The sequence below is a fragment of the Billgrantia aerodenitrificans genome, from assembly GCF_021404405.1.
GTDB lineage: Bacteria > Pseudomonadota > Gammaproteobacteria > Pseudomonadales > Halomonadaceae > Halomonas > Halomonas aerodenitrificans.
The window spans coordinates 314862-339693 of sequence record NZ_JABFTV010000004.1 but is presented as its reverse complement, the minus strand read 5'-3'; the positions used below and the strand labels follow the sequence as shown (position 1 = coordinate 339693).

The following is a 24832-nucleotide window of genomic DNA, read 5'->3' as shown; positions in this document are numbered from 1 at the left end:
CCCCATTGTGACTGGTGTGCCGCATGATAACCCGAAGCTCCGCCCTTTTGCAGAGAGCGGAATCGACCCCCGCCGACGTTGCCCCTCTGACGCTGCAGAGCCCCTGGCAGACCCAGCTGTCGCGGGCGGTCCGAGACCCACGCGAGCTGTGCCGCCGACTGGGGCTGGACGACACCTGGCTGCCCGGCGCCGAGGGCGGCCATGCCCTGTTCGAGGTGCGCGTACCCGAGGCCTTCCTGGCGCGAATGCGTCCCGGTGACCCGCACGACCCCCTGCTGCGCCAGGTGCTGCCTCTCAGTGCCGAGAGCGAGAGCGTACCCGGCTACGTGACCGATCCGCTGCAAGAGGCCGCGCACACGCCGGGGCCGGGGCTGATTCATAAATACGCCGGTCGCGTGCTGCTGATCGCAAGCCCGGCCTGCGCGGTGAACTGCCGCTACTGCTTCCGCCGCCACTTTCCCTACGACGACAACAGCCCCTCTCGCGCGCAGTGGGAGAGCTCGCTGGACACGCTGCGCAGCGACTCGAGCATCCGTGAGGCGATTCTCTCCGGCGGCGACCCGCTGGCCGCCAGCGACCGCCAGTTGGCCTGGCTCGTCGAGCGCCTCGAGGCGATTCCCCACCTCAAGCGCCTGCGCCTTCACACCCGCCTGCCGGTGGTGATCCCGGACCGCATCGATGACGCCCTGCTCGGCTGGCTCGGCAACACGCGGCTGCAGAAGGTGATGGTGCTGCACATCAACCATGCCAACGAGATCGATCAGGCGGTGGTCGAGGCCTGCGCACGGCTGAAGGCGGCCGGGGTCACCCTGCTCAACCAGAGCGTGCTGCTGCGTGGCATCAACGACTCGGTGGCGTCGCTGGCCGAGCTCTCGGAGCGGTTGTTCGAGGCCGGCGTGCTGCCCTACTACCTGCACGTGCTCGACCCGGTGGCGGGCGCGGCGCATTTCGACGTGCCCGACGAAGAGGCCCGCGAACTGGTCGCGGGCCTGCGGGAGGTGCTGCCGGGCTTCCTGATGCCACGCCTGGTCAGGGAGATCCCCGGCGAGGCAAGCAAGACGCCGCTGTAGCCGACAACCACGGCACAAGCAGCGTCGGGGACAGGTCGGAGAGGAGGTATTTTTCCAGGGAAGGAAAAAGTAGCGCCCAGGGATGGGTTTACAGCGCCTCCTCGTAGACCTGTCGCCGATCAAGCTGCGAGGCCAGGGCGGTTACTTTACGTCTGCTAAGCTCTCCGCCGTTACATTGGCGGCCGCCGGCTGGTTGGAGACATGGCGGTTGATGGCGCTCATCACCGCTTTCATCGAGGCGCTGGTGATGCTCTCGTCGGTGCCCACACCGAACACCGCCTTGCCGTCGATGCGCACCTCCACGTAGGCGATCGCCTCGGCGTCGGAGCCCTGACCGCGGGAGTGCTCGTGGTAATCGATGATCTCCACGTCGTGGCCAGCCGCCGCCAAAGCCTTGATGAAGGCCGCCAGCGGACCGTTGCCCTCGCCGCCGATGGCGCGCCGCTCGCCGTGCTCGTCGATGTTAGCCTCGAGCTTGACCCTCGGGCTATCGGCCTCGGAAGCGAGGCGATGGTTGATCAGCGCATAGGGTGAGGTGCGCTCCAGGTACTCGTCGGCAAAGGCCTGATAGATCATCTGCGAGGTGATCTCCTTGCCGGTACGGTCGGCCACCTCCTGCACCACCTGGCTGAACTCGATGGAGAGGCGGCGCGGCAGCTCGATACCGTGCTCCTGCTCCAGCAGGTAGGAGACCCCACCCTTGCCCGACTGGCTGTTGACGCGAATCACCGCCTCGTAGCTACGCCCCACGTCCAGCGGGTCGATGGGCAGGTAGGGCACCTCCCACATGGCCTCCGGATTGGCGCGACGCTCGGCCATGCCCTTCTTGATCGCATCTTGGTGAGAGCCGGAGAAGGCGGTGAAGACCAGATCGCCCACGTAGGGGTGGCGCGGATGCACGGGCAACTGGTTGCAGTACTCCACCTCACGCATGATCGGCGTGATGTTGGAGAAATCGAGCCCCGGGTGCACGCCCTGGGTGTAGAGATTCATGGCCAGGGTGACGATATCGACATTGCCGGTACGCTCGCCGTTGCCGAACAGCGTGCCCTCGACGCGGTCGGCGCCGGCCATCACGGTGAGCTCCGCCGCCGCCACGCCGGTGCCGCGGTCGTTGTGCGGATGCACGCTGACGATCAGGTGATCGCGGTTCTTGACGTTGCGACAGAACCACTCGACCTGATCGGCATAGTTGTTGGGCGTGGCCGCCTCCACCGTGGCCGGCAGGTTGACGATCATCGGCTTCTCGGCCGTGGCACCGTAGGCCTCCATCACCGCCTCGACCACTTCCTTGGCAAAGTCCATCTCGGTGGTGGTGAACAGCTCCGGCGAGTACTGGAAGGTCCAGTTGGTTTCCGGTGCCGCCTGCATCAGCTCGCGGATCTGGGTGGTGGCGTCCACCGCGATGCCGATGCACTCCTCCTTGCTGACGTTGAACACCACGCGGCGGAACACCGGGTCGGTGGCGTTGTAGACGTGCACGATGGCGTTCTTGGCGCCCTTGAGCGACTCGAAGGTGCGCTCGATCAGGTGCGGACGCGCCTGGGTCAGCACCTGGATGGTGACGTCGTCAGGAATCCTATTCTGCTCGATCAGAGCCCGCACGAAGTCGAAGTCGGTCTGCGAGGCCGAGGGGAAACCGACCTCGATCTCCTTGAAGCCGATTTTCACCAGCAGGTCGAAGAAGCGCTGCTTGCGCTCCTGATCCATGGGATCGATCAACGCCTGGTTGCCGTCGCGCAGGTCGACGCTGCACCACAGCGGCGGCGTCTCGATGCGTCGGTTCGGCCACTGTCGGTCGGGCAGATCGACGGCGACGAAGGGGTGGTACTTGGCGGCGGGGTTGTCGAGCATCATGGCGGTGGTCTCCCTAGCTGGCGGCTCTGATTCGGACAGACGGCATTCAGAAACGACGACGCCCCGGCTGCATGGAGCATACCGGGGCGTCGTGGCGATAGACGGAACGGTGCACGCGGCCCTTTACCATCATGGTAAATACGGTCACGGCAAAACGGCGTACGTAGCGGAAAGCAATTCGGTTGGTTGACATCTCGGTACCTCGACTGACCTGGACAAAAACGCGATGCGCAGCGCATCGCCCGACTCTCAAAGGCCGGGTAGTAGTCGTAGGTTCAGGCTGAGGTAGCAGAATGTCGTGTTCATGCTCTCTAGAAAATCAGCCTGCGTGATGCTTGTCAAGGGTCGCCCTCGTTTTTGGCTTCGTCATCGGCCCGCCGCCACCACTCGAGCAGCCCCTCGGGGAGCGCTTCCTCGGTCACCGTCAGGCTCCAGAGCGAAGCACCGCCGGCATCCTCCACGCTCAGGCAGAAGCGGCGCCGGTCGGCACCCTGCGCCTCTTCACGCCCCGCTGCCCGCCCCGCTTCCGCACTCGACAGCAGGCGCCAGAGCTCGTCACGCTGTGCCTCGCTGTAGCGGGCACAGCGGATACAGCGTGGGCGCGCCAGGCCGGGGAAATGCGCCACGCCCCCCTCTCGGCGCAGCCAAACCACACTGGCCGGCGTCAGGGGTGGCGGCTGGCTCACGGCAACACTCCCACGCGCCGCCAGCCTTCGCGTACCGCTGTCGCTTCCCGGCTTGCGGCACCGTAACGACGCTCGGCGTTGTCATGGGTCAGCGAGGCAAAGGTGACGAAGTCGCTATCATGACTCAGGCGGCGATCGACGAGGGTGTCGTACCAGATCCGTCCGGCCCGCTCCCAGGCATGACCGCCCAGCGCCATGGCCACGAGATGAAAGGCGTGATTGGGAATGCCCGAGTTGATGTGCACCCCGCCATGATCCGCTTCGGTAACCACGAAAGCCTCCATGTGATCGGGCTGCGGGTCGCGTCCCAGCAGCGGGTCGTCGTAGGCAGTGCCCGGCCTCGCCATGGAGCGCAGGGCGCGGCCGGCAACCCGCTCGGTGAACAGCCCCTTGCCGATCAACCAGTCCGCCTCATCGACGCTCTGCCCCAGTTCACGCTGCCTGACCAGACTGCCGAACACGTCGCACAGCGACTCGTTGAGCGCCCCGGACTGCCCCGCATAGGCCAATGCGGCTTCGTGCTGGATGACGCCATGGGTCAGCTCGTGGGCAATGATGTCCGGCGCGATGGTGAAGCGGTTGAACAGCTCACCATCACCGTCGCCGAACACCATCTGACGGCCGTCCCAGAAGGCGTTCTCGTAGTCACGACCGTAGTGAACCGTGGCCAGCAGCGCCATGCCGTCATCGTCGATGGAGTGCCGTTCGTAGACCTCCCAGAACAGCCGGTAGGTCGCTCCCAGGCCCCGATACGCCTCGTCGACGGCGGGTTCGCCGCTCTCCCCCTGCCCCTCGCTTCGCACCAGCCTGCCGGGCAGCACTTGGCGCTGCTCGGCGGAGTGGACGTAGCGGGCCGGCTCGCCGCGCCGGGCGCTGCCCTGCGGCAGGGCCACACTGCCCGCCCGGGCGCGAAAGCGGTCGTCCGCAAGCAGGGTCTGCCGAGCGCACTCCCGCTGGTGGGCCGAGCCGCTACTGGCGACGCGCTCGAGCAGATAAGGCGGCAGAAAGGTGCGCGCCTCCGAGGCTGAATGGTCGGTCATCCCTTACTCTCCTTCTGCCAGACGTTCTGCCACTTGTTTCTGCCACTTGGCTCGGCCACCGAGCCCGCTCATTTGAGCATAGCGGAAGCGCTATTTTTCGCGCCGCTCGAGCATCGCCTCCATGCGTGAAAGCTGATCGCGCAGCTGACGTACGTCGTTGCGCAGGCCGTGCAGCTCCGCCGCTTCGCCCTCGCCGCTCTCCAGCTCGATCTGGATGCTCTCCTTCTGCATCACGTCGAGCACGATGCCGATCATCATGTTGAGGAAGATGAAGGCGTTGAGAAAGATGAAGGTGAGGAAGAAGATCCAGGCGTAGGGGTAGTGCTCCATGGTGGGATAGAGCACCGCCGTGGCCCAGCTCTCGAAGGTGGCGACCTGGAACAGCGTGAGCATGGCCAGCGAGATGTTGCCCCACAGCCGCTCGTCGACGTCATGGAACAGGAAGCTGCCGATGGCCGCGTAGATGTAGAAGATGATGAACATCAGCAGCGCCACGTAGCCCATGCGCGGAATCGACTTGAACAGCGCCGCCACCAGCAGGCGCAGCTCGGGAATCATCGAGACCAGTCGCAGTACGCGGAAGATGCGCAGCAGCCGCGCCAGCAGCACCATCTCGGAGTCGTCCATGGGGATCAGGCTGGCGGTGACGATGAGAAAGTCGAAGACGTTCCAGCCCTTCTTGAAGAAGTCGGTCAGACGCCGCTCCGCCGCCATGCGGATGAGGATCTCCACCAGGAAGAAGATCGTGACCGCCACGTCCAGCACCCGCAACCATTGCTGGAAATGGGTGATCTCGTCGTAGGTTCTCGCCCCGATCAGCAGGGCCGAAAGCACGATGATCGCAATCACCGTGAGCTCGAAGATCTTGTTGGCCCGCAGCCGCTCGAAGCGCTCGCGCCAGGTATCGAAGGAAGCGCTCATGGACATTCTCGGAAACACGCTCTGTGAAACTCCAACCCGTTGCCACATGCCGGACCGCCGGCCGGGCGCAGCGATGGTATCACGAGCACGAAGCGCGCAACGCCCCATCGCGGCGAATGGCAACACCGGACGTTACGACAACGAAACCTTTATTCACGCTCCCCGCCTTGTCCTGCTTCCATCCTCCCGCCTACTTTCTATTCATCACGTGCAAGGGAAAAGGAGTCCAGCACATGAGCGAAGAGAAGCAACCCCCACAGGAGCAATCCCACCAGCCCGGCGCCGAGTACAAGATGGACCCGCAGCCGGAATACATTCGTGAGAGCTACCGCGGCGCCGACAAGCTCAAGGACAAGGTGGCGATCATTACCGGCGGCGATAGCGGCATCGGTCGTGCCGTGGCGGTGCACTACGCCCGCGAGGGTGCCGACTGCGTCATCGTGCACCTGGAAGAGGACACCGACGCCCGCGACACCCAGCGTCTCGTGGAAGCCGAGGGGCGCCGCTGCCTGGTACTCAAGGGCGACGTGGGCGAGCCGTCGTTCTGCGACGAGATCGTCGACAGGACCCTGGCAGAATTCGGCAAGCTCAACATCGTGGTGCACAACGCCGCCGAGCAGTATGACTGGGACGACATCACCGAAATCCCCCCGGATCAACTGCAGCGCACCTTCCAGACCAACGTGTTCAGCCACTTCTACCTGACCAAGGCGGCCCTGCCCCACATGGGCGAGGGCGATACCATCATCTGCACCTCGTCGATCAACGCCTTCAAGGGCAACCCGACGCTGATCGACTATACCGCCACCAAGGGCGCGATCCAGGGGCTGGTGCGCTCGCTGGCGGTGCCACTGGCCGAGAAGGGTATCCGCGTCAATTCGGTGGCCCCTGGGCCGGTGTGGACGCCGCTGATTCCGGCCAGCTTCGACGCCGAGAAGGTCGCCTCCTTCGGCGGCCAGGTGCCGATGAACCGTGCCGGACAGCCCTCCGAGATGGGACCAGCGTACGTCTACCTGGCCTGCGAGGAGTCCTCCTACATGAGCGGGCAGACGCTGCACCTGAACGGCGGTGTGGTGTTGAATACCTGAACCGAGCACCTGACGCGCGACGGCCGCCCGAATGGGCGGCCGTCGTCGTTTTGGGCGGATAGAATGGTCAGCCCGAGTGGTTCGCTCAGGTGGTCAGCTCGGCAGGATCCAGCAGTCCGGTGAGTTCCTGGGCGTGGTGAGCGGCCTCGCGCCCGCGCGGGGTGAGGTAGCCACCGTCGGCCTGGGTCACCAATCCCTTCTCATACAGCCGCTCGGCAGCGGCCACAGCGCCGGGAGATGCGCTACCGGCATGCACCTTGAGGCCTGCCTGGGTAGTATCGAGGTTGTACAGGCAGAGCAGGTTCAGCTCGTCCAGCAACTCGGCGGAGAAATGCGCTTGGGCCATGGCGACCTCCGATTCAATGGGGTCCTTCGAAGGTACGCCACTTCCCATGGCTTCACCAGTGTCCGCGCTTTACCCGTTTACGGTCAGCCCGCGCGGCTGTCGTCTTCCAGATCCCCTTCGCGATAGCCCATCAGGTAGAGCACGGCGTCGATGCCCAGCGTCGAGATCGACTGGCGCGCCTGGCTGCGTACCAGGGGCTTGGCACGGAAGGCGATGCCGAGGCCGGCGGCGGCCAGCATCTTGAGATCGTTGGCACCATCGCCCACGGCGATGGTCTGCTCCATGGCGAGTCCCTCTCGGGCGGCGATTTCGCGCAGCAACTCGGCCTTGCGACTGGCATCCAGGATCGGCTCGCGCACCTCGCCGGTGACCTTGCCATTCTCGATCACCAGCTCGTTGGCGTGAATCTCGTCGAAGCCGAGCGTCTCCTGCAGATGACGGGCGAAGTAGGTGAAGCCACCGGAGAGAATGGCGGTACGATAGCCCAGGCGCTTGAGGTGCTTCATCAGCCGCTCGACGCCATCCATCAGCGGCAGTTCCTCGGCAATCTCGGCCAGCACCGCTTCGTCGAGGCCCTTGAGCTTGGCCATGCGCTCACGGAAGCTCTGCTGGAAATCGAGCTCGCCGCGCATGGCCCGCTCGGTGACCGCCGCAACCTCCTCGTAGACGCCATGCCGGCGGGCCAGCTCGTCGATCACCTCGGCCTGGATCAGGGTCGAGTCCATGTCGAAGCAGACCAGGCGACGGTGGCGGCGCCAGATCGAATCCTCCTGAATGGCGATATCGACCCCGTGCATAGCACCCAGCGCCAGCGCCTTCTCGCGCAGGCTGTCGAGATCGATCTCTTCGCCACGCAGCCAGCACTCGACGCAGGAGCCGAAGCGCGGCACGCCACCATCCAGCGGCTCACGGCTGGAGAGGCGATGGATCAGCTCCACGGTGAGGCCGTGCTCGGCGGTCAGAGCCCCCATCTCGGCCAGAATACCGGCGGGCAGGTGCGGTGCCAGCAGCGTCAAGATCAAGCGCGGTTCGCTGGCCTGGCTGCTCCAGCGCTGATAGTCCTCGGCGCTGACCTGAATCGCCTGCACGTCGAGGCCCAGGCTGTCACCCGCCTCGTTGAGGGCTCCTTCCAGGTCGCTGTCGTGCTCGAGGCCGACCAGGGCTTCCAGCGAGACCATACCGAAGGTCACGCTTTGGTTGATGTCGAGCAGCCGTGCGCCGCTGCGCGCCAGGGCCTGGCCAAGGCCGGCCAGTTGGCCGGGTCGTGCCGCGCCGGTGGCGCGTATCAGCAGTCGTCGTGTCATTCCCCACACTCCAGGCGGTCGACCTTCTGCAGGCCGCGAGGCAGCTTGCTGCCGCGTCGACCGCGCTCGCCGCGATAATAGTCCAGTTCGGCGTCTTTCAGCGTCAGATGCCGCTTGCCGGCATGAATGATCAGTGACCCTCCTGCAGGCAGCAGCGCGATGTCACGCACCAGTTCCTCACGCCGCGCGGCGCGGGCGCCGGGAATATCGATCATCTTGTTGCCCTTGCCCTTGGCCAGCTCGGGCAGTTGCTCCAGCGGGAACAGCAGCAGCCGCCCTTCGTTGGAAACCGCCGCCACCCAGATGTCCTCACCTTCGGGCACGCGCACCGGCGCCATCACGCGACAGCCCTTGGGCACCGATAGCACCGCCTTGCCCGACTTGTTCTTGCCGATCAGCTCCTCGAGCTTGGCCACGAAGCCGTAGCCACCATCGCTGGCCAGCAGGTAGCGGTTCTCTGGCGGGGCCAGCATCAGCCCGGCCATGTGCGCACCGGCCACCACGTTAACCCACTTGGTGACCGGCTCGCCCTGGCTGCGGGCGCTGGGCAGGTTGTGGGCGGCCAGGGTGTAGGCACGGCCGGTGTCGTCGAGCAGCACCAGCGGCTGGTTGGTCTTGCCGCGGCCGGCCAGAGCGAAGCGGTCGCCGGACTTGTAGGAGAGACCTTCCGGATCGATTTCGTGGCCCTTGGCGGCACGAATCCAGCCCTTCTCGGAGAGCACCACGGTGATGGGGTCGGCGCCCATCAGCTCGACCTCGGAGAGCGCCTTGGCCTCCTCGCGCTCGACGATGGGTGAACGGCGCTCATCGCCGTGCTCACGGGCCGCCTCGCGCAGCTCCTCCTCGATCAGGTCGGTGAGCTTGGCTTCGCTGCCGAGCAGCTCCTTGAGGCGCTTGCGTTCGGCTTCGAGGGCGTCCTGCTCGCCGCGGATCTTCATCTCCTCGAGCTTGGCCAGGTGGCGCAGGCGCAGCTCGAGGATCGCCTCGGCCTGGCGGTCGGAGAGACCGAAGGCGGCCATCAGCGCGCTCTTGGGCTCGTCCTCCTCGCGGATGATGCGGATCACCTCGTCGATGTTGAGGTAGGCGGTCAGCAGGCCTTCGAGGATGTGCAGGCGATCCTCGACCTTGCCCAGGCGATGCTCCAGGCGCCGGCGCACGGTCTTGCGGCGGAAGGTGAGCCATTCGCCGAGCATGTCCGGCAGCGGCATCACTCGCGGCCGGCCGTCGAGACCGATCACGTTGAGGTTGACGCGAATGTTCTTTTCGAGATCGGTGGTGGCGAACAGGTGCGCCATCATCGCCTCGATGTCGACCCGGTTGGAGCGCGGTTCGATCACCAGCCGGGTCGGCTCCTCGTGGGTCGATTCGTCACGCAGGTCGGCCACCATGGGCAGCTTCTTGGCCTGCATCTGGGCGGCGATCTGTTCGAGCACCTTGGCCCCGCTGACCTGATAGGGCACGGCGGTGACCACCACCTTGCCCTCTTCCAGGGTGTAGCGAGCGCGCAGCTTCACCGAGCCGCGCCCGCTCTCGTAGAGTTTACGCAGGTCGTCGCGGGAGGTGATGATCTCCGCCGCAGTGGGGAAATCCGGGGCCGGCAGGTGCTGCATCAGGTCGGCGGTGGTGGCCTCGGGGTTGCGCAGCAGGTGACAGGTGGCCTCGACCACTTCATTCACGTTGTGTGGCGGGATGTCGGTGGCCATGCCCACGGCGATGCCGGTACCGCCATTGAGCAGCACGTGGGGCAGGCGTGCCGGCAACACCACCGGCTCGTTCATGGTGCCGTCGAAGTTGGGGGTCCAGTCGACGGTGCCCTGGCCCAGCTCGGCGAGCAAGACTTCGGCGAACTTGGAGAGCCGCGACTCTGTATAGCGCATCGCCGCGAACGACTTGGGATCGTCAGGGCTACCCCAGTTACCCTGGCCATCCACCAGCGGATAGCGGTAGCTGAACGGCTGCGCCATCAGCACCATCGCCTCGTAGCAGGCGCTGTCGCCGTGGGGGTGGAACTTGCCCAGTACGTCGCCGACGGTACGCGCCGACTTCTTGTACTTGGCGCTGGCGTTCAGCGCCAGCTCGCGCATGGCGTAGACGATGCGCCGCTGCACCGGCTTCATGCCGTCGCCGATGTGGGGCAGCGCCCGGTCGAGGATGACGTACATCGAGTAGTCGAGGTACGCCTTCTCGGTGTATTCGCGCAGCGAGAGGCGCTCAACGTCGCCCTCCGCCACCTGGATATCCATGGTCATACGATATGCCCTTGGTCAGGGTTCAATGTCTCTCGTTCCGGCCGCGGCTATCCCGGCGGCAGGCCTTCGCGGAGGCGCTGTGAACCCATCCCTGGGCGCTACATTTGCCATCCATGGCAAATGACCTCCGCTACGGCCTGCCCCCGGCGCCGCTCGTGCTGGCGCTATACTTCGATATCCGCCAGGTTGCCATAATCTTCGAGCCAGCTCTTGCGGTCGGCGGCGCGCTTCTTGGCCAGCAGCATGTCCATCATCTCCATGGTGCCGTCGCCGACCTCGCGGGTGAGCTGTACCAGGCGCCGGGTCTCCACCGCCATGGTGGTCTCGCGCAGCTGCAGCGGGCTCATCTCGCCGAGGCCCTTGAAGCGCTGCACGTTGGGCGTGCCGCGCTTGCCCTCGAGCTTGCGCAGGATCGCCGCCTTCTCGCTCTCGTCCAGGGCGTAGTGCACCTCCTTGCCCAGGTCGATGCGGTAGAGCGGCGGCATGGCGACGTAGACGTGGCCGGCGTCCACCAGCGCCGGGAAGTGGCGCACGAACAGCGCGCACAGCAGCGTGGCGATGTGCAGGCCGTCGGAGTCGGCGTCGGCGAGAATGCAGATCTTGTGATAGCGCAGTTGGCTGAGGTCGTCGCTGCCCGGGTCCATGCCCACCGCCACGGCGATGTCGTGGACCTCCTGGGAGCCGTAGATGTCGTGGCTGTCGACCTCCCAGGTGTTGAGGATCTTGCCGCGTAGCGGCAGGATCGCCTGGGTCTCGCGGTTGCGCGCCTGCTTGGCGCTGCCGCCGGCCGAGTCGCCCTCGACCAGGAACAGCTCGCTCTGGGCCGGGTCCTGGCCGGAGCAGTCGGCCAGCTTGCCGGGCAGCGCAGGGCCGGCGGTGACCTTCTTGCGCGCCACCTTCTTGGCACTCTTCTGGCGCCGCTGGGCAGCACTGATCACCAGTTCGGCCAGCGCCTCGGCCTGGTCGACGTGATGGTTGAGCCACAGCGAGAAGGCGTCTTTCACCACGCTCGAAACGAAGGCCGCCACGGTGCGCGAGGAGAGACGCTCCTTGGTCTGACCGGCGAACTGCGGGTCGAGCATCTTTACCGAGAGCACGTAGGCGACCCGCTCCCATAGATCCTCGGGAGTGAGCTTGACCCCCCGCGGCAGCAGGTTGCGGTATTCGCAGAACTCGCGCAGCGCCTCGAGCAGGCCCGAGCGCAGCCCGTTGACGTGGGTGCCGCCCTGGGGCGTGGGGATGAGGTTGACGTAGCTTTCCATCAGCGTCTCACCGCCTTCGGGCAGCCACTGCACTGCCCAATCCACCGCCTGATCGTCGTCGGCGAAATGACCGATTAGCGGCGAGGCAGGCAAGACTTCGAAGCCGTCTGTGGCCTGGGCCAGGTAGTCGCGCAGGCCGTCCTCGTACTGCCATACGCTCTCGGCACCGTCGGTTTCCACCAGGGTGACCTTGAGCCCCGGGCACAGCACCGCCTTGGCGCGCAGCACATGCTTGAGCCGGCCCATGGCGAGCCTGGGGCTGTCGAAATAGGACTCGTCGGGCCAGAAGCGCACCAGGGTACCGGTGGTACGCTTGGCCACGCTGCCGATCTCGGCCAGCTCCGAGACCTTGTCGCCGTGCTCGAAGGCCATGGCGTGGCGGGCGCCGTCGCGCATCACCTCGACCTCCAGGCGCCGCGACAGGGCGTTCACCACCGACACCCCGACGCCGTGCAGACCGCCGGAGAAGCGATAGCTGGACTGGGAGAACTTGCCGCCGGCATGCAGCCGGGTGAGGATCAGCTCGATTCCGGAGACGCCGTGTTCGGGATGGATGTCGATGGGCATGCCGCGGCCGTCGTCGGCCACTTCGATACCCCCATCCTCCAGCAGGCGCACGGTGACTTCCCGGGCATGCCCGGCCAGTGCCTCGTCGACGCTGTTGTCGATGACTTCCTGGGCCAGGTGGTTGGGGCGGGTGGTGTCGGTGTACATGCCGGGGCGCTTGCGCACCGGATCGAGACCGGAGAGTACTTCGATTGAGCTGGCACTGTACTGTGTCATGCGTGTCCCAAAGCCATTACGAATTCGATTGCGCTCCCAGCGTGACCTCTGCGCATCCCTGTCGCCCGCCCTGCTGCCGCTCGGTTCACCCCTGCCGGCATGATACCCGTTCCGGCGGCAGGCCGTGTCCACCATGGGCCATGATGGCCGGCAGATACGCCTCCAGGGCGCTGAACACATGATCGCCGCCCGGGTGCAGCACGGTCCTGGCGCCCCGGTAGAGCGCGAAGGCATACGCCGGATCCAGCGTCTCGTCGGCGCTACCCAGCAGCAGCAGGTAGCGCTCGGGCGTCACCCGCTGCGGCGTCAGCGCATCGAGCTCTTCCCGATGAGCGGTTTCGATGGTGAAGCGCTCGCCGGTATGCTCGTTGACGAAGGCTTCGCCGACCCACTCCGATACCAGCCGCGCCGGACGGACCGCCGGATTGATCAGCACGGCGCGAAGATCGTGACGCTCGGCCAGACAGCTGGCCAGAAACCCGCCCATGGAGCTGCCTACCATCAGCGGCCTCTCCCCCAGCCCCTGCAGCAGCGCCTCGGCCTGCTGTAGTGCCGCCCAGGGCCGATGCGGCAGCTGCGGCGTTTCGCAGGGTAGCGCCAGCGCCGCACAGGCGGCGCGCATCAGCACCGCCTTGGGCGAGCCGTAGCCGCTGTTGAAGCCGTGCAGATAGAGCACACCGCTGGCCGGTGGCGCTGTCAGCGGCGTGCTCAGCATACCCAAGCCACTGTATACATTACCAGCCCTACTGAGGCCTGATACGGATATCGCTTCAACGCTCGCCCCCCTGCTCGGCGCGCCACACCGCTTCGATCAAAGCCCGGCTTGAGGCATCCATCCTGTCGAGGCCGTCGCGCTCGGCCAGAATCCGCTCGGTCTCGCCGGCGATCTGCTTGCCCAGCTCCACGCCCCACTGGTCGAACGGGTTGATACCCCAGATGGCGGCCTGGACGAACACCTTGTGCTCGTAGAGCGCGATCAGCGCCCCCAGCGTGGCGGGCGTGAGACGGTCGAGCAGCAGCGTGGTGGAAGGCTGGTTGCCGCGGTAGCGCTTGTGTCCCGGTCGTTCGCCCGGCTCGTCGATGGCGTCGTCGCCGAGCATCAGCAGGCGCGACTGGGCGAAACAGTTGGCCAGCGTCAGGCGATGCTGGGCCATCAGGTGATCGCGGGTCGCCGCGTCCTCGACGTCGTCGTAGCGCGTGAGCGGCGCGATGAAGTCGCACACCACGGGCTGAGTGCCCTGGTGCAGCAGCTGGTAGAAGGCGTGCTGGGCATTGGGACCGAGCTGCCCCCACAGCACCGGACAGGTGGAGTAGCCGACCTGACGGCCGTCATGGGTGGCCGACTTGCCGTTGGACTCCATCTCCAACTGCTCGAGATAGGCGGCGAAGTGCTCCAGGCGGCCATCGTAGGGCAGGATCGAGTGGGCGCGGATATCAAGGAAATTGACGTTCCAGATCCCCGCCAGGGCCAGCAGCACCGGCAAGTTGTCGTCAAGCGGCGCCTGGGCGAAGTGCTCGTCCATGGCATGGGCGCCGGCCAACAGCTCGCGGAAGTTGGCCATGCCGATCACCAGGGCGATGGGCAGCCCGATGGCGCCCCATAGCGAATAGCGCCCGCCGACCCACTCCCAGAACAGCAGCTGGTTGGCCTCGGCGATGCCCCACTCGCTCATCTTCTCGGGCTTGGCCGAGACGCCGACGAAGTGCTGGCGCATCACCATGGCCTCGTCCACGTCCTTGCCATCCTCCACCAGCCGCGCCATCAGCCAGTCGCGGGCGGTACGTGCGTTGGACAGCGTATCGATGGTAGTGAAGGACTTCGACGAGATCACGAACAGCGTGGTCTCGGGGTTGAAGCGGGTGAGGTAGTCGGCAAGCTGCGAGCCGTCCATGGTCGAGGCGAAGTGCACTGCGACGTGATGGGCATCGGCGGGGCGGTAGTCTGCCAGGGCGTGAGTCACCATCAGCGGGCCCAGGTCGGAGCCGCCGACGCCGAGATTGACCACGTCGTGAATCGGCCGGCCGGTGGCGCCGCGCCACTGACGGGCATGCAGCCGCTCGACCATGGTCGCCATACGATCCAGGGAGGCATGCACGCCAGGCACCACGTCCTCGCCCTCGACGAGAAGCGAGGCCTCGGGGGGCAGGCGCAGCGCCGTGTGCAGCGCCGGACGATCCTCGCTGACGTTGACGTGCTCACCGCTCAATAGTGCCTGAATGCCTTCAGGCACCCCGGCCTCTCGCGCCAGGTCCAGCAGCAGCGCAAGCGTCGCATCGCTCCAGCGCTGCTTCGACAGATCGAGGGTCAGGCCCGCCGCCCGTCGCGTGAAAGCGCTACCTCGCGCTTGGTCGACGAACAGCTGGCGCAGGTGAGCGCCGCGCATCTGCTCGGCATGTTCCATCAGCCGCTGCCAGGCACCGGTCCGGTCGATGGGTGCTTGGTTCATGGCAATCCTCCTTGACGTCTTTGCGGGAGCCGCCGCATCTGGGAAGGCTCTCGTCGAAACCGGGCAAAGTTCCACCGCTCTCAGGCTAGCCTTGTATCCGCCTGTAAATCCACCGCTCCATCGCTGTGGCGCTATCCGTGCAGCCGGCCGGCAGCAAGCGTAGAATGTCCGCCTGTTCCACGCTACCGGCCTGACCTGCTCATGAGTGACGCATCTTATCGTGACGCGATCTTTTCGACACCCCTGGACCGGGTGGCGCGCTTCTCCTTCGACGAGCAGGTGGTGGCCTGTTTTCCCGACATGATCCGCCGCTCGGTACCCGGCTACGGCCAGATTCTGGGCATGCTGGGGCTGATCGCGGCACGCCATCTGCGCCACGGCGCTCACGTCTACGACCTGGGCTGCTCGCTGGGCGCCGCCAGCCTGGCCCTGGCCGGTCAGCTGCCGCCGGACGCCTTCCGGCTCACCGCGGTGGACATCTCCCCAGCTATGGTGGAGCGTGCCCGCGAGACCCTCGCCACGGAGTGTCCCGAGCATGCCATCGAGGTGATCGAGGGCGATATCCGCACCCTCGACTATCGCCCCTCGGGTCTGGTGATCCTCAACTTCACCCTGCAGTTTCTGCCCCCCGAGGATCGCGAAGCCCTGCTCACTCGGCTCTATGCGGCGCTGGAACCGGGCGGGGTGCTGGTGCTCTCGGAAAAGGTGGTCGATCCCGACGAGCGCGACAACGCCTGGCGGGTGGAGCGCTACCACGACTTCAAGCGCGCCAACGGTTACAGCGAGCTGGAGATCAGCCAGAAGCGTACGGCGCTTGAGAACGTGCTGGTGCCGGACACCCTGGAAGCCCACCATGCGCGCCTGGCGCGGGCCGGCTTCCCGCGCTCGCTGACCTGGTTCCAGTACCTCAACTTCGCCTCGCTGATCGCGTTCAAGGAGGCCTGAGGTGGCGATCCCTGCCGAACACCGCCCGCTCTATCGCGCCTTCATCGATCAGGGGCTGGACACTTGGCTCGCCCGCCTGCCGGAGCAGCTGGCCCGCGGCCTAGACCGCAAGCGCTACGGCGATCTGCCGGCCTGGGAGAAGGCGGTGGCCAAGCTGCCCGATCTGCCCGAGGCTCGCGACGTCCAGTTGGACGTCGATACCGTGACGGTGGACTGCGCCCTCGACGACAGCCGGCGGCGCCAATGCGAGAACCTGCTGCGCAAGCTGATGCCGTGGCGCAAGGGCCCCTACCGGCTCGCCGACATTCCTATCGACACCGAATGGCGCTCCGACTGGAAATGGCAGCGGGTCACCCCCCACCTGGCCCCGCTGAGCGGCAGGCGCGTGCTCGACGTGGGCGGCGGCAGCGGCTACCACGCCTGGCGCATGGCCGGCGCCGGTGCCGCCTTCGTGCTGGTGATCGACCCCTCGCCGCGCTTCTATTACCAGTTCCAGGCCCTGCGCCACTTCGTCGGCGATGCCGATGGCGGACGCACTCACTTCCTGCCGGTAGGCATCGAGGACGTGCCCGAACGGCTCGAGTTCTTCGACACGGTGTTCTCCATGGGCGTGCTCTATCACCGCCCTTCCCCACTGGAGCATCTGGTGCAGCTGAAGGACGCCCTGCGCCCCGGCGGTGAGCTGGTGCTGGAGACGCTGGTGGTGGAAGGCGACGCCACCACGGTGCTGCTGCCCGGCGAACGCTACGCCGCCATGCCCAACGTCTACTTCCTGCCGTCGTCCCTGGCGCTGTGCCAGTGGCTCGAGCGCTGTGGCTTCGTCAACGTGCGGGTGGTGGACGAAGCGTTCACGTCGCTGGAGGAGCAGCGTTCTACCGAGTGGATGACCTTCCAGTCGCTGGCCGACTTCCTCGATCCGACCGACCCCACACGCACCCGCGAGGGCTACCCGGCGCCGCGGCGGGCGGTGGTGATGGCGGAACGGCCACGCTGAGCCACAGGTCACCGCGGTAATAGCACGGCTTCTATGATCGACGCCTGCCCTGCTTCCCCACGACTCACTTGAGTCGTGGGGAATGCCTACGCATATATCTGCCGTGCGCACCCATAAAAGCGACGTTTCTTGCGGTTTCCCCCCCACGCATCGAAACCATCTGTTTGCAACCCCATGGTGTAATGGGTTTACGGCGCAAAGTGAATGACCCCATTCGTGAGGCATGCCTCGGGATACAACTGACGACGCCGAAGGGCTTTTTTTCACCATCGTAAAAAAACAGGAAACCCAACTCATGAGCACATTCAAGCCGAAGTACATCACCTTCGATTGCTATGGCACGATGACGAACTTCCAGATGGGCCCGTCGGCGCGCAGGATCTTCGCGGATCGCATCCTTCCGGAACAGATGGAAGCCTTCGTCGAAGATTTCCGCGTCTACCGCCTCGACGAAGTCCTCGGCGACTGGAAACCGTTCAAGGAAGTCGTTCACAACTCGGTCGAGCGCACCTGCCGCAAGTGGAAGCTCGAATTCCGCGAGGAAGAAGCACTGGAGATCTACAACTCCGTGCCGACCTGGGGCCCGCACCCGGACGTGCCGGCAGGCCTGCTGAAGGTCGCCCACGAAATTCCGCTGGTGATCCTCTCCAACGCCGACAACGACCAGATCTACCAGAACGTCGAAAAGCTCGGCGCCCCGTTCGCTCATGTCTTCACCGCCGAGCAGGCCCGCGCTTACAAGCCGCGCCTCCAGGCCTTCGAATACATGTTCGACCAGCTCGGCTGCTCACCGGCAGAGTGCATGCACGTCTCCAGCAGCTTCCGCTACGACCACATGTCCGCCTCCGACATGGGCTACGGCGCTCGAGTGTTGGTCGATCGCAACCATGAGCCGAACCTGGCGCCGAATTACGTGACCCACGTGATCAAGGACATGGGCGGCCTGGCCGGCCTGGTGGGTCTCTAAACACGAAGCCACCGTCCTCGACGCGACCCCACGCATCGCCCGGCGAAGCGTGGGGTCGTCGGTTATCGCACGTCGGTTATCGCAGGAAGTGAATATGTGGCCTTGCATGATGCGGCGAGGTTTCCACATGAGCTTCCACCGAGAAGACCTCGCGTAACAGGTCCCGCGTCAGTACCTCCTCGGGCACACCAGCGGCGACGACCTTTCCCGCCTGCATGACGATCAGCCGATCGCAGAACATCGCGGCGTGATTGAGGTCGTGGAGCGCGATGATGCTGGTAATGGGCAGGCTGGAAACGAGCCGCAGCAGGCCGATCTGATGCTGGACGTCGAGATGGTTGGTCGGCTCGTCGAGGATCAGCTCCTTGGGCGACTGTGCCAGCGCACGCGCCAGGTGGGTACGCTGCTTCTCGCCTCCCGAAAGGCTCTGCCAGGCATCATGGCGCTTCGCGCTCATCCCGGTGCGCTCAAGTGCCTCACTAACCGCCGCATCGTCTTCACGGCTCCAGCCGGAAAACATCGAGCGGTGCGGGAAGCGACCGAGCTTGACCACGTCTTCGACCTTGAGATTGGCATTGGTGGTGGCGTGCTGCTCGATGAAGGCGACCCGCTGCGCAATGGCACGACGGCGAAACTTGGAGAGGTCCCGATCATCGAGCATGACCCGCCCGGCATGCGGGCGCTTGAGCCTCGTCAGCAGCCGCAACAGGGAGGTCTTACCGGAGCCGTTCGGGCCCAGCAGCCCAAGCATCTTGCCCGGCTCCGCCTCGAAAGAGACGCCGTTGATGACCGTTTTCCCACCGATCTTCCAGACCAGATTGTCGGCCTTGATACTCATGATGCCCGCTGCATTCTGTAGAGGATGATGGAGAAGAACGGCACGCCCACCAGCGCCGTCACCACGCCGATCGGCAACGACTGCCGGGGAATGAGCGTGCGCGACGCAATGTCGGCCAACACCATGAAGATCGCCCCCACGATGGCGCAGGCCGGCAGCAGCCTTGCATGACGTGGGCCGACCACGAAACGCGCGGCATGGGGAACGACGAGACCGACGAAACCGATGGTGCCTACCATGCTGACGATGGTGGCCGTCATGACCGCGGTGAGGGCGAACAGGATGATCCGTGTTCGACCGACATTGACCCCTAGGGAAGCGGCAGCCTCGTCGCCGAAGGCGAAGGCATCCAGCACCCGCGCATAGAAAAGGCACGCCACCAGCCCCAGCCCGACCACCACCGATACCAGGAAGAACTCCGGCCAGCGCACGCCGCCGAAGCTGCCGAGCAACCAAAACATCACGTCGCGTGCCTGCTGAGCATTGCCGGCAGTGGTAACGATATAGGAGGTCGCGGCATTGAACAGCTGCGATGCCGCGACGCCGGCCAGTATCGTGCGGTCGGCCCCGCCGCGTGCACCGTTCGAGAGCAGTGCAACGAACAGGAAGGCGGCAAAAGCCCCGGCGAAGGCGCCCGACGAGAGCGATACCGCCCCGGCCCCCAGCCCCAGGATCACGACCAGGACCGCGCCGGTCGAAGCCCCGGCGGAAATGCCCAGCACGTAGGGTTCTGCCAGCGGGTTGCGCAGCATCGATTGCATGATGGCGCCGGCAAGGGCCAGGCCCGCACCGCACAACGCGGCCACCAGCGCCCGGCTCAAGCGATAATCCCAGACGATGGTCTCGTGGATACGGTTGAGTTCGATCGACGTCCAACCCAGCTTGTTGGTTATCGTGGCGAAGGTGGTGGAGAGCGGGATCGGCATATCGCCGATCCCGACGCTGATCCCGACGACCAGGGCGATGGCCACCAGTGAGGCCAACAGCAACCCGGCAGACCAGACGAACCGTGACAAGCGCTCATCTGGCCGGTTGACACTAACCGCCATACTCATCTCAGACCGAGCGCCTGCAGCTGTTCGGCCACCTGCTCCGCGCCGAAAATCGTCCTGAGCGTCGGGTCCATGGCATTACCGTCCATGACCACGATGGCCCCGTTCTTGACCGCTCTCATTTCGCGGGTGGCCGAGTCCGAGTTGAGATATTCGATCTTTGCTTCCGCCTTGTCCAACTCCCAGCGGTTACGGTCGACGCGGGCTACCACGATGACGTCCGGATCGGTCGCGATGATGCTTTCCCAGCCTAGCGCCGGCCATTCGGCCTCTGCGTCGATGGCGTTGGTGCCGCCCAGCACGTCGGCGATGAAGCCGGAAGCACCGTGCTTCCCACCCAGATAAGCGTCGGCAGAGGGCGCCGGGCTGGAGAACCAGAAGACATAGGAGAGCGGGTCTTCACCTTGAGGAGACTCGGCTCGCAGCGCGGCTTCACGGCGCCTGAGGTCCTCGATCAATGCCTGGCCCCGGTCGTTCACGTCGAAAATCTGGGCGAGCTCTTCGATCTCCTGGTAGAGAGAATCCATGCTCCAGAGCTGGGCACGATTGCCGTAACCGAACTTGTCCTTGTCCATACCCTCAGCGACGCAGGTGTTGGGTGACAGGTAGGTCGACACACCCACCCTGTCGAAGTCCTCCCGCGTCGCCACTCTGCTGGATGGGCCTATCAGGCTAGGCAGCGCCGCCGTTACGAAATCCGGCTCTTTGGCCAGAATGGACTCGAAGGTGGGGAACTCGACCGTCAGCACTTCCACCTTGGCATTGGCTTCGGCCAGCTGCGGCAAGACACTATTGGGCCAGAAGGCGGTGCCCACCATCTTGTCTTCGAGGCCAAGCATCAGCATGATCTCCGCACTGGCCTGGCCAAGGCCGACTGCCCGCTCCGGGGCCGTGTCAAAGGTCACCTCTGCGCCGCAATTATTCAGAGTAAGCGGATACTGCGTGGCGTCGGCAAAGGCAGGGCTCATCGTCAGACCAAGCGCCATGCCAAGTCCGGAGAGGGCAAGAAGACGTTTCATAGACCACCCATCGCTCTTTCGTTAAGAATCCCGGCCGGCCGTTGTGGCGTCCTGCCAGTCATGAATACGATTCCGCATGATCCTCGAGACCGGCACAGCCTCACCACCGGGGTAGCGACTACCAGAAATGAAGATACAGATACTACTGATACGCATTATCACACGCGGCGAAAAATAACCGCAAATCATGCTCGCTGCAATATGCTGCTCTACCGTTGTCGGAACAAACTTGCTCATTGCACTTCGAGCCGATGTTTAGCGCCGTCTGGCCACCCGCAGACAGCTTTCAGGCACAGCCCAGATGGCGTTCGACGAGCGCGGCATGCAGGCGGATTCCGGTCGCCAGTACCTCATCGTTGAAGTCGTACTGGGGATGATGCAACGGAACTTCATCGCCACCGCGGCCCTGCCCCAGCCAGATATAGGCGCCCTCGCAGGCCTGGAGAATGAAGCCGAAGTCCTCCGAGGTGAAGGCCGGCTGCGGTGCCAACTCCGTGCGGGCAAAGCCGGCCGCGGCAGCCAGGGCTGCCTCGGCGGCGTCCGAGCTGTTGATCGTCGCCGGATAGTAGCGATCATAATTCACGGCGATACGCGTGCCGCTGGCCAGGGCCACACCCTCGGCGACCTGGCGCAGGGCTTCCTCGATCCTGTCCTGTACCTCGATATCGAAAGTACGCACCGTGCCGACGACGCGCACGGCGGCGGGAAGCACGTTGTGCGAACTGCCGCCCTCGATACGGGTTACCGAAAGCACGGCCGTGGACATGGGCGGAATGCGACGGGATACCAGGCTGTTGAGCTGAGTCACGAGATCGCTGGCCGCCAGGATCGCATCCGGTGTCTTGTGCGGCATGGCGGCATGGGCACCGCGCCCCTCGACCACAATCTCGAACTTGTCCGCCGCCGCCATGATTGGGCCAGGGCGCGTCGAAACCGTGCCGGCCGGAAGATCCGGCCAATTGTGGAAGGCGAACACCCGGTCGCAGGGAAAACGCTCGAACAGTCCGTCCTCGATCATGGCCCGGGCACCACCCTGCCCCTCTTCGGCCGGCTGGAAGATGAAGTGGACCGTGCCGTCGAAGCGGCGGGTACGGGCGAGATAGCGGGCAGCGCCCAGCAGCATCGCCACGTGCCCATCGTGACCGCAGCCGTGGAAGACCCCCGGATTGCGGCTGGCATAGGGAAGCCCGGTCTCCTCATGGATGGGCAGTGCATCCATGTCGGCGCGCAGGCCGATAGTACGCGGAGAGTTGCCCACCTTCAGCGAAGCGACGATACCGGTACCGCCAATGCCGGTGTGCACCTCCAGGCCGAGCTCGCGCAGCGCCTCTTCGATCTTCTTTGCCGTACGGTGCTCTTGATACCCAAGTTCGGGATTGGCATGCAGGTCGCGCCGAAACGACACCAGCGGCGCCACCAGATCGTCGATTTCCACACTGTCACTGTTTTTCATGGCATGACTCGGATAAGTGGGTTGTCTACTTGAAAAACTCGTAGGGCGTACCGAGCCCCTTTTCCAGAGCTGCCTCGTACAGCATGGCAACCGTCACGGTGTCTTGAATGGCCATGCCGACCGAGTCGAAGATCGTTATCTCATGCGGGTTTTCGCGACCGGCCTTTTTCCCCAGCAGGATCTCCCCGATTTCCGCATGGATGTCTTCTGTCTTGATGATGCCTTCTTTAACGGCATGCTGGGTATCGCCGTACTTGATACACAGCTCGACAGCGTCGTTGACCACCTTGGCCTCTTTGAATATGTCGGCGCCAATCTCCTGCTTGCCCGGCATGTCGGAGCCAATGGCAACGATATGCGTACCCGGCTTCAGCCACTCCTTCTTGACGACAGGCCCTCTGAGGGCCCGCGTGGTAGTGACGACGACGTCGGCTGCGCGAACGGCTTCCTCCGCGGTTTCGCACTTCCGAATGTTGAGGCCCGTTTCCTCGGACATTTCCCGAACGTACTCGTCGAGCGCTTGCGAGGAAGCGTTCCACACCACAATCTCGTCGAAATCCCTCACCCGGATAATGGCCCGAAGCTGTCTGCGTGCCTGGTTTCCCGCACCGATGACACACAGCGTCCTGGCATCTTCGCGTGCCAGGTATTTCACCGATATGGCGCCCGCGGCGGCGGTACGACAGCCGGTGATCCAGGTGCCGTCCATGACGCACTTGAGGGCGCCGGTACTGGCATCGAACAGCAACACGGTGTTCATGCCCGTCGGCAGGCCCAACTCAGGATTTCCCTTGTATCCACCGGCAGAGGACTTGATGGTGATATACCCCCCAGCGAGGTCGAGGCCGCCCTTGAAATCGATGCACGCATGTGAGCCAGGGAGCTCTATGCTGATGAAATCAGGCTGAACGACTTTCCCGCTATTAAATGCTTTGTAGCCGTTTTCTACGGCTTCGAGCACCGCATCCAGGTCGATGAGCGATCCCACTTCGTCCTTGTTCAGCAGTAGCGTCTTCATATGCGATCTCTTCTTTAAAACCGCTAAAAAATGCCTGCCACACGCTCCCCCTTGAGGAGCTTGCCGATCATGTCTATACCCCAGTTACCGGAGGTAAGGACCACGCAGACCTTTTCATCCGGACGAGTCGTCACGGCACCTGATTGAAGGGCGGCGATTCCAACACAGGCCGAGGGCTCTGCGACGAGCTTGGCATCGTTTGCCACCATTCTTACCGCCTCCTCGATGGCTTCTTCCGAGACGGTGACGATGTCATCCACATACTTCTCGATGATGGGGTAGGTGTTGTTGCCGGGCCAGTCGCAGGCAAGGCCGTCAGCCAGGGTCTGCTTGACCGTTGCCTTGGTTCGCTCACCGTTTTGGCGACTCAAATAGTAAGGACAGCAGGCCTCGGCCTGAACGCCAATGACTCTTATAGAGGGATTGGTCTCTTTGATGGCGGTGGAAATACCCGAGATGAGCCCGCCGCCACCGATGGGAACCAGCACGGTTTCCACATCGGCCAGATCCTCCAGTATCTCGAGCGCAATCGTCCCTTGCCCGGCCATGACGTCGAAGTCTTCATAGTTGTGCACTATGGTGTAGCAATGCTCCTCGACCTCGGCATGAACCTTTTTCCAGCGCTCCGTATAGGCCCGGTCCCACAAGATGACATCCGCCCCCATCGATCTGGCATTGTCGACCTTGAGCTTGGGCGTGTCTTCTGGAACGATGACGGTCGCACGAATGCCGAGCACTTTTCCGGCATAGGCGCATGCCTGGCCATGGTTACCCGATGAGCTGGTGATGATGCCTCTGTCCCGTTCGGCCTGCGTCAAGGACAGAATCTTGCTCAATGCCCCTCTGACCTTGAAAGCGCCGGTCACCTGAAGCATTTCGGGTTTGACATAGACCTGGCAGCCCAGAGCCTCGTCCATATTGCTTTCTCTGAGCAGCGGTGTGCGGCAAATGTAAGGCCGGATACGCACAGCCGCGTTTTTTATGTCCTCGAGCGTTACCGCTGTCTTTTCCACGACTACCCCCTTGAGCTGCCGCCGGTTTCACTGACCTGCGGACTGTGTACAGCGCGTTCTGTATTGACGCGGGGTCATCCCGCAGAGGCGCTTGAAATGCCTCGCCAGATGACTCTGGTCGAAGAAGCCGGTTTCGCTGGCAATGTCCGTCGGTCGCAGCCCCTGCTCCATCATCGTTTGTGCCTGCCGGACACGCACCTGACAGACATAGCGATAGGGGGAAATGCCGAATCGCTTGCGAAACCGCTTGGCCAGACTGAAACGTGTCATGCCGACGAGCTCGGCCAGATCGTCGAGATTGATCGGCTCGCAGAAGTGCTCATCGATGTACTGCTTGGCCGTTGCCATCGCCACGGCCGTTTCGTCAGCGTCTCGCCGCCCGTCAGGGTCGGGCTCACCCGCTTGCCACATCGGGGAAATGCCGCTCTTGTCGTTCATGCTCCACACTCCCTACGCCAGCGCCCGTAGACCCGACACCGG

General features: G+C 64.5%; 23 protein-coding genes. 5 read left to right on the top strand and 18 right to left on the bottom strand.

The features are described 5' to 3' along the window. Positions 1–23: 23 nt before the first annotated feature. On the top strand, positions 24–1070 hold the full coding sequence (gene epmB, locus HOP59_RS09905; RefSeq protein WP_234253857.1) for an EF-P beta-lysylation protein EpmB: 1047 nt from the start codon (positions 24–26) through the stop codon (positions 1068–1070). 141 nt (positions 1071–1211) lie between these two features. Here the strand turns inward: epmB and leuA are convergent, their stop codons facing one another. The 5 genes from leuA to HOP59_RS09880 form a co-directional block, all read right to left on the bottom strand. Beyond that, positions 1212–2927, bottom strand: a complete 1716-nt coding sequence (gene leuA, locus HOP59_RS09900; protein ID WP_234253855.1) for a 2-isopropylmalate synthase — start codon at positions 2925–2927, stop codon at positions 1212–1214. A 46-nt stretch (positions 2928–2973) separates the two neighbouring features. Next, positions 2974–3120 (bottom strand): hypothetical protein, encoded by a 147-nt coding sequence (locus HOP59_RS09895; RefSeq protein ID WP_234253853.1) that lies wholly within the window; start codon positions 3118–3120, stop codon positions 2974–2976. 145 nt (positions 3121–3265) lie between these two features. Further along, positions 3266–3613 carry a protealysin inhibitor emfourin gene (locus tag HOP59_RS09890; RefSeq protein ID WP_234253851.1) on the bottom strand — a complete coding sequence of 116 codons (348 nt, stop codon included), beginning with the start codon at positions 3611–3613 and terminating at the stop codon, positions 3266–3268. Beyond that, the gene (locus tag HOP59_RS09885; RefSeq protein ID WP_234253849.1) at positions 3610–4653 is read right to left on the bottom strand and encodes a M4 family metallopeptidase; all 1044 of its coding nucleotides are present in this window, start codon (positions 4651–4653) and stop codon (positions 3610–3612) included. The genes HOP59_RS09890 and HOP59_RS09885 overlap by 4 nt, the downstream gene beginning before the upstream one ends. A 90-nt stretch (positions 4654–4743) precedes the next feature. Then, entirely contained in the window at positions 4744–5574 is an 831-nt protein-coding gene (locus HOP59_RS09880; protein WP_234253847.1) for an ion transporter, read from the bottom strand. A 233-nt stretch (positions 5575–5807) separates the two neighbouring features. On the opposite strand from HOP59_RS09880, the gene HOP59_RS09875 reads away from it, so the two are divergent. Continuing rightward, positions 5808–6662 (top strand): SDR family oxidoreductase, encoded by an 855-nt coding sequence (locus tag HOP59_RS09875; protein WP_234253845.1) that lies wholly within the window; start codon positions 5808–5810, stop codon positions 6660–6662. Positions 6663–6747: 85 nt separating this feature from the next. Here HOP59_RS09875 and HOP59_RS09870 read toward each other — a convergent pair whose 3' ends face one another. The 6 genes from HOP59_RS09870 to pgi all read right to left on the bottom strand — a co-directional run bounded on the left by HOP59_RS09870 (position 6748) and on the right by pgi (position 15053). Beyond that, positions 6748–7008 carry a TIGR02647 family protein gene (locus HOP59_RS09870; RefSeq protein WP_086511902.1) on the bottom strand — a complete coding sequence of 87 codons (261 nt, stop codon included), beginning with the start codon at positions 7006–7008 and terminating at the stop codon, positions 6748–6750. An 83-nt stretch (positions 7009–7091) separates the two neighbouring features. Then, positions 7092–8312, bottom strand: a complete 1221-nt coding sequence (gene serB, locus HOP59_RS09865; protein ID WP_234253842.1) for a phosphoserine phosphatase SerB — start codon at positions 8310–8312, stop codon at positions 7092–7094. Next, complete coding sequence (gene parC / locus HOP59_RS09860) at positions 8309–10561, bottom strand: DNA topoisomerase IV subunit A (protein ID WP_234253838.1); 2253 nt, start codon at positions 10559–10561, stop codon at positions 8309–8311. Before parC ends, serB begins: the two co-directional genes overlap by 4 nt. A gap of 164 nt (positions 10562–10725) precedes the next feature. Next, positions 10726–12606 carry a DNA topoisomerase IV subunit B gene (gene parE, locus HOP59_RS09855; protein ID WP_234253835.1) on the bottom strand — a complete coding sequence of 627 codons (1881 nt, stop codon included), beginning with the start codon at positions 12604–12606 and terminating at the stop codon, positions 10726–10728. An 85-nt stretch (positions 12607–12691) separates the two neighbouring features. Further along, on the bottom strand, positions 12692–13321 hold the full coding sequence (locus tag HOP59_RS09850; protein WP_010627294.1) for a YqiA/YcfP family alpha/beta fold hydrolase: 630 nt from the start codon (positions 13319–13321) through the stop codon (positions 12692–12694). A gap of 55 nt (positions 13322–13376) precedes the next feature. Further along, complete coding sequence (gene pgi / locus HOP59_RS09845; RefSeq protein WP_010627293.1) at positions 13377–15053, bottom strand: glucose-6-phosphate isomerase; 1677 nt, start codon at positions 15051–15053, stop codon at positions 13377–13379. A gap of 201 nt (positions 15054–15254) precedes the next feature. On the opposite strand from pgi, the gene cmoA reads away from it, so the two are divergent. The 3 genes from cmoA (at position 15255) to HOP59_RS09830 (ending at position 17959) form a co-directional block, all read left to right on the top strand. Then, a complete protein-coding gene (cmoA, locus tag HOP59_RS09840; RefSeq protein ID WP_010627292.1) occupies positions 15255–15998 on the top strand; it encodes a carboxy-S-adenosyl-L-methionine synthase CmoA in 744 nt (247 codons plus the stop codon). A 1-nt stretch (position 15999) separates the two neighbouring features. Beyond that, a complete protein-coding gene (gene cmoB, locus HOP59_RS09835; protein WP_010627291.1) occupies positions 16000–16992 on the top strand; it encodes a tRNA 5-methoxyuridine(34)/uridine 5-oxyacetic acid(34) synthase CmoB in 993 nt (330 codons plus the stop codon). A 295-nt stretch (positions 16993–17287) separates the two neighbouring features. Then, positions 17288–17959 carry a haloacid dehalogenase type II gene (locus HOP59_RS09830; protein WP_010627290.1) on the top strand — a complete coding sequence of 224 codons (672 nt, stop codon included), beginning with the start codon at positions 17288–17290 and terminating at the stop codon, positions 17957–17959. A 76-nt stretch (positions 17960–18035) separates the two neighbouring features. Here HOP59_RS09830 and HOP59_RS09825 read toward each other — a convergent pair whose 3' ends face one another. From HOP59_RS09825 to HOP59_RS09795, 7 genes are all read right to left on the bottom strand, one after another. Then, on the bottom strand, positions 18036–18797 hold the full coding sequence (locus tag HOP59_RS09825; RefSeq protein ID WP_010627289.1) for an ABC transporter ATP-binding protein: 762 nt from the start codon (positions 18795–18797) through the stop codon (positions 18036–18038). After that, complete coding sequence (locus HOP59_RS09820; protein WP_026037975.1) at positions 18794–19813, bottom strand: FecCD family ABC transporter permease; 1020 nt, start codon at positions 19811–19813, stop codon at positions 18794–18796. The genes HOP59_RS09825 and HOP59_RS09820 overlap by 4 nt, the downstream gene beginning before the upstream one ends. Positions 19814–19848: 35 nt before the next feature. Further along, complete coding sequence (locus HOP59_RS09815; RefSeq protein WP_010627287.1) at positions 19849–20868, bottom strand: ABC transporter substrate-binding protein; 1020 nt, start codon at positions 20866–20868, stop codon at positions 19849–19851. Between the two features lie 286 nt (positions 20869–21154). Beyond that, positions 21155–22321, bottom strand: coding sequence for a M20 aminoacylase family protein (locus tag HOP59_RS09810; RefSeq protein WP_234253833.1), 1167 nt, complete (start codon positions 22319–22321; stop codon positions 21155–21157). Between the two features lie 25 nt (positions 22322–22346). Beyond that, on the bottom strand, positions 22347–23339 hold the full coding sequence (locus tag HOP59_RS09805) for an ornithine cyclodeaminase family protein (protein ID WP_234253831.1): 993 nt from the start codon (positions 23337–23339) through the stop codon (positions 22347–22349). A gap of 23 nt (positions 23340–23362) precedes the next feature. Further along, entirely contained in the window at positions 23363–24352 is a 990-nt protein-coding gene (locus tag HOP59_RS09800; RefSeq protein ID WP_234253829.1) for a threonine ammonia-lyase, read from the bottom strand. 27 nt (positions 24353–24379) lie between these two features. Beyond that, on the bottom strand, positions 24380–24790 hold the full coding sequence (locus HOP59_RS09795; RefSeq protein WP_234253827.1) for a helix-turn-helix domain-containing protein: 411 nt from the start codon (positions 24788–24790) through the stop codon (positions 24380–24382). Positions 24791–24832: the final 42 nt, after the last annotated feature.